2 protein-coding genes are annotated in these 6,108 nt (G+C 43.6%); both read right to left on the bottom strand.

Going from position 1 to position 6,108, the window contains the following annotated elements; all coding sequences use genetic code 11:
- On the bottom strand, positions 1-4,503 hold a 4,503-nt coding region (locus tag FEDK69T_RS15595; protein WP_162147259.1), incomplete at its 3' end, for a choice-of-anchor J domain-containing protein.
- Positions 4,504-4,853: 350 nt separating this feature from the next.
- Positions 4,854-6,108 (bottom strand): OmpA family protein (locus tag FEDK69T_RS14985; protein ID WP_035656454.1); only part of this gene is annotated, 1,255 nt, incomplete at its 5' end.

The following is a 6,108-nucleotide window of genomic DNA, read 5'->3' as shown; positions in this document are numbered from 1 at the left end:
TGTCGTGGTACCCACATTAACTCCCAAAACATCTCCTGCTGAATTAACTGTTGCTACAGTAGCGTCTGATGACGACCATGCATTTGTCGCAGCCGGAGGATTAGTAGATGATAATGTTGTAGTTGCTCCGATACAAGTTGTTAATGTTCCCGAAATTGTCGGTAATGCGTTAACTGTTACCGTTTTAGTATCGGAACACCCATTACTATTTGTATAGGTAATTATAGTAGTCCCCGGAGATAAACTTGTTACCAATCCATTGACATCTATAGTAGCCACCGCAGTATTGGATGAAGTCCATGGATTTGACGCAGGCATCACCCCTATTCCGACATCTAAGTCGGTTGTTGAGCCATTGCATATTGATAACGTCCCGGTTATTGCTGGCAATTGATTAACCGTAATGGTCATGTTTGCTGTATTAGCACACTGTCCCGCATCCGGAGTAAAAGTATAAATAGTGGTGGCCGTATTATTCAATACCGGAGACCAAGACCCAGTAACTCCATTATTAGAAGTTGTCGGCAGTGACGCCAACGTTCCTCCTGAACAAATTGGTGCAACCTGGGTAAATGTAGGCGTAACAACCGGATTAACCGTAATGGTCATCGTAGTCTGAACCGCACACTGACCTGCAGAAGGTGTAAAGGTATAAATGGTTGTAGCGGTATTATTCATAGCTGGCGACCAAGTACCTGTAATACCCTCATTGGAAGTTGTCGGTAATGCTGATAATGTTGCTCCTGAACAAATTGGTGCAACCTGCGTAAATGTCGGTGTCACATTAGGTGTCACCGTAATAGTCATTGTAGTCTGAACTGCACATGGCCCTGGGTCAGGCGTAAAGGTATAGACCGTGGTGGCTGTATTGTTTAACGCCGGTGCCCAAGATCCTGCTATTCCTTCGTTGGAAGTTGTCGGCAATGCCGTTAACGTTCCTCCTGAACAAATTGGCGCCACTTGAGTAAACGTCGGTGTTACATTAGGCGTTACCGTAATGGTCATAGGTGTTGTAGAGGCGCACTGTCCGGCATCCGGAGTGAAAGTATAATTGGTTGTGGCTGTATTATTCAAAGCCGGAGACCAAGTTCCCGTTATACCTTCATTAGACGTTGTTGGCAGGGCCGCTAACGTTCCGCCTGAACAAATTGGCGCTACCTGAGTAAAGGTAGGTGTAACCACAGGATTTACCGTGATAGTCATAGTAGTCGCAACTGAACATTGACCCGCATTTGGAGTAAACGTATAAATAGTAGTAGCGTTATTATTTAAGGCAGGCGACCAAACTCCTGCTATTCCATTATTAGAATTTGTTGGCAATGCCGCTAATGTAGCTCCTGCACAAATTGGCGCAACCTGCGTAAATGTAGGTGTAATTATTGGGTTCACCGTAATAGTCATTGTAGTCGAAACCGCACATGGTCCCGGGTCAGGCGTAAAGGTGTAGACCGTGGTAGCAGTGTTGTTTAACGCTGGAGTCCAAGTTCCTGTTATACCTTCATTAGACGTTGTAGGCAATGCCGTTAACGTTGCTCCTGAACAAATTGGCGCTACTTGAGTAAACGTCGGTGTTACATTAGGATTTACTGTTATAGTCATCGTAGCTGCACTTGCACATTGACCTGTAGTAGGCGTAAATGTATAAATGGTTGTGGCTGTATTATTCAACGCCGGTGACCAAGTTCCCGTTATACCCTCATTAGATGTTGTTGGCAGAGCCGCTAACGTTCCGCCTGAACAAATTGGTGCAACCTGAGTAAATGTAGGTAATGCTCCAGGGTTCACAGTGATGGTCATCGTTGCAGTATTTGCACATTGCCCAGCATCAGGTGTAAACGTATAGGTCGTGGTTGCCATATTATTAATTGCCGGCGACCAAGTTCCTGTTATACTATTGTTGGAAGTTGTCGGTAAAGCAGGTATAGCCGCTGAAGAACAAACCGGCGCTACCTGAGTAAAAGTAGGCACCACATTTCCATTATTTATATAGGTGATTACAACCTCAGTGGTACAGTATAAAGTAGTCCAACTGTATTTATAACTACCCGGCACAGAAAATCCTGTGATGGTTGTAGTGTTTGCTGTAGTATTAGCTATAACAGTAGCTGATGGATTGGTGGGGTCTGCCGACCATTGTCCTATTCCGGCAGCAGTAACTGTTGTTGTGGTATTATTACAGTCTAAAGTATAAGGGCTTGCAGAAATGATACTGTTGTCTGCCGTAAAGGTAATGGCATCCAAGAAATTCCCGATAGAGCCAGGATCTACTGCCTCAAAAATAAAACGGGTAACCGGCTGACCGTTAGGAACTGTATATGATCCTGTATTATAACTCCACGCTGTAGGACCATTTCCGGTTGTAACCCTGCGAATCTCAACATATGGCCCCCCCGGAGGTCCCACCTTAAGGATAATAGTGTCTGGATCCATTCTTCCTTTGTGGGCAAATCCGTAGTTAAACACCGTGGTCGTAGGAGTTGCATAATCCTGATACACCCCAGAAGCCATATAAGCATTTAATTCGATAAACTGCCTGCCGGAATAAGCCCTATGACCATCATAACCATCAGGCCAAATTTCTATAGCATGATCCGATGCGGTTGTTCTCCATCCCAATACCGTATTGTCATTTGGGAAGGCTAGAGCAGGACCAGGAACAAACGGAAGTTCAAAATCAGGGTTAACCGTATTGATCATACAATTCAAAGCACTTCCATTGGCAGGAGGTGGTGGCGTCTTAATACATACATCAAACTTCACATTCAGGTTCGTAGTAACAGCATCTATAGATGCCCTTACCAAATAAACATTATTGACAGTCAATCCTGTGGCTGTTATCGAGTTGTTCAAACTACAGGCAATCTGATTCAAACTGCCGCACGTTCCTGAATAGAGTGTTAGTGCGATTGGTTGCGGAACCCCTGCTGGAGCCGGGGTTGTCGGGAATGTAAAGTTTAGCAAATCTATCGTGTGTGCCGTATTGATTGCTCTAAATTGAAACCAGATATCACCCGAGTTATTGGTTCCACAAGTTCCTCCTTCCGGAGAAACTGTTGATCCTGCCAATGACATATTTCTTACTATAGTACATTGATTTGTATTACTAGCCGGAATGTCCAACGGCATCGAACATTGGTTATATCCAGTCAAGGTCGTTGCCGTTACCGGACCAGTCCAAACACTCATATCTGTGGTAGAACATACTGCTCTCACATAAAAATCATATGTTGTGGTTGCCAGTAAACCATTCATCACATACGGAGGTGGGGTTGTCACCACCGTACCCGTTGAACCGGCATTCGGCGCAGGCGACCCCGTTGGCACCGCAATAACTTCCCATTTCGTTTCATTATAACCCGGTGTCCAGTTTAATGTTGCACTTGTATAACCCATGCTACTTGCAGTTAAGTTCGTTGGGTTTGGACATGTCGGGATATCTTCAATAACTACATCGTCAATATACAATCTGTTGCCATCCAGAGCGCTGAGTGGCACATGCCAGGCAATATTCACCCCACCTGTTAATGGGTTGCCTGTACCGTCGACTAAATTTACGATTTTCTCAAGATATGTGGCATTATTGTAAGATGCCAAAGGAACTATTGTCTGAGTAAAATTCGCAATTGCAGGGCCAGTTGTCGATACCTTTACGCTAAAATCATTAGGTTCGGTTGCTGACTGTACTTTATATTTAAATCTTAATCGTTTCGGACGAGGCGTCGAGTTTAAATTAACCTTTGGCGAAATCAACCAGTCATCATTTAAACCACCATTACCATCTGTTAATATCGAGGCAGATTCATTCCCTTCAATAGGAGTCGTTGCGTAGTTCATGTTCCACGAATCCGCATCTGTGTTTCCGTTTACAACGGTCCAACACTGTTGCGTAATAGACGACGAGTTGAAACCTTCCCTAAAAGGAATTGGGAACATATCACATGTTGTGTAAAAAGTTACCGGCGTCGTTGTCCAAGGACTCACTTCACTGGCAGAGCATACAGCTCTTACGTAAAACTCATATCCAGATACCGGACTTAATCCCGTCGTTACCGTAAAAGGGTTAGTTCCAGCGGGTATAATAGTACCCCCTGCTGCTGACCCATTTCCCTCATCCTGAACAACAATTTCCCATTGCGTCTCACTACCACCCGGAGTCCACTGCAATGTAGCGGTATTTCCTGTAGTACTTACTACTGTCAAACCTGTTGGTGTAGGACAAGCCAAGGGAAGCGTATTAGCCTCTGTCGGATTGTTTGTTGAAGTTCCGGCTGGCGAAGACAAACCAGTTGCTGTTCGTTTCGTTGAACTTACAACTAAGTTGACTGCATCTGAACTTGTTGGCAAAAAACGACCAGTTTCCGGCCCTCTGTTTTTTTCAAAACCATTGTTTTCCACAAACCATCCTGAAGAAAAAAACCCTTCATCACTCACGCCTTCTATAAGCCGGGAATACACCAGCACAGAAAACAACGACATGATAACTAACAATGTATTTTTTTTCATAACAATAATAAAACAGTTTTTTGTTTGTATAATTTCCAAATTTATATTAAAAATATTGGCATATTCACCTATAATAGGCATATTAACAAAATATTACGTATTTGTTAATTTTACTTAACTTTTCATTAATTTTAAAAAAAAATAGAAAAATCAACATCTAATTCCCAATAATTAAGAATGAAATGAAAAATTTAATAAGATTAATAATTCAAATACAGCAGTTGTTTTCTCTTCAAAAAAGGAATCGATAAATCACATTTGTCTTATGAAGTTTTGGACTGGCAAAAAAAACGTGTAGACAAAAAAAAGCGCCCCAATTGGGGCGCTTTTTCAATCATTTTATAGAAGATTTATTTCTTCACGATCATGAACTCAGAACGTCTGTTTTTAGCGTGTTCCTCGTCTGTACATTGGTCGCATTGTACTTTCGGTTCGCTCTCACCGTAGCCTTTGCCCGAGATGCGGTCTTTAGCGATTCCTTTAGAAATCACGTACTGAACCGTTGACTTGGCACGACGATCGGATAAGTTCATATTGAACTGGTCCGTTCCGCGGTTGTCCGTGTGCGATTTAACCATAATCACCATGTTCGGGCTGTTTTTCATCACCTGAACCAATTTGTCTAACTCAAATGCACCTTGTTTGGTGATGTTGCTCTTGTTGTATTCGAAGAAGATATCGTTTAAGATCACCTCCGTTTCAGTTATGATTACATCGATCGGATCCAATTCCGCCACAATCGGCATTTCTCCGCCTTTGGATTTGGCCACCGCGATGGTTTTGCTCACAAAGCCGTCTTTGGATACCTGCAACGTGTATGCTTTATCGCACTCCGTTCCGTATTGTACCAAGCCGTCAGCTCCTGTGGTTTTGTGTTCGATCATATTGTTTCTATCGTCTAAGATAGCCACGGTAGCTCCCGATAGGATAGCTCCCGTTTTAGCATTCTTAACCGTAGTGTTCAACTGAACGTTACATAAAGGGATAGCCATGTAGATATCGTCCTGTCCGCCGCGGTTACTCGAGTAGAATCCGATATTCTGGTCTCTGTCGAAGGTGAAGGCGAAATCGTCTCTCTCCGAGTTGATCGGTTTTCCGACGTTTTTAGCCTCTGTGCCTTTTTCAAGGTCGATCACAAATACGTCCAGTCCTCCGAATCCTTGTCTTGAGTCGGATGAGAAGTACAATTTGTTGTCATCGCTAATGAACGGGAAGTTCTCTCTTCCTTCGGTGTTCACCTTAGCGCCAAGGTTCTCCGGAGTACCGTAAGTGTTGTCACCCGTGATGGCTACTTTCCAGATGTCTGCCCCACCCATGGTGCCCGACATATCTGATGAGAAATACAATGTTTTTCCGTCTTTGGACAAACTCGGGTTTCCTACCTGGTAGTCTTTGTTGTTGAACGGAAGCGCCTGTACGTTGCCCCATTTACCATCTGCTTTGGTAGCTCTGAACAAACCTACCTTACCGTATTTGATTCTCTTTTCCTTGCTCTTGTCGAAGATTTTATCGCGGAAGGTCTCGCTGGCAAAATACATCGTGTTCCCATCTTCGCTGATAGCTGCAGGTCCGTCATGCCATTTACTGTTCATGCCTTCTACTTCG

It is taken from the genome of Flavobacterium enshiense DK69 (genome assembly GCF_000498495.1).
In the GTDB taxonomy this organism is placed as follows: Bacteria; Bacteroidota; Bacteroidia; order Flavobacteriales; family Flavobacteriaceae; genus Flavobacterium; species Flavobacterium enshiense.
The sequence above is the reverse complement of the archived record's forward strand: the minus strand, read 5'-3'. Positions and strand labels throughout refer to the sequence as shown.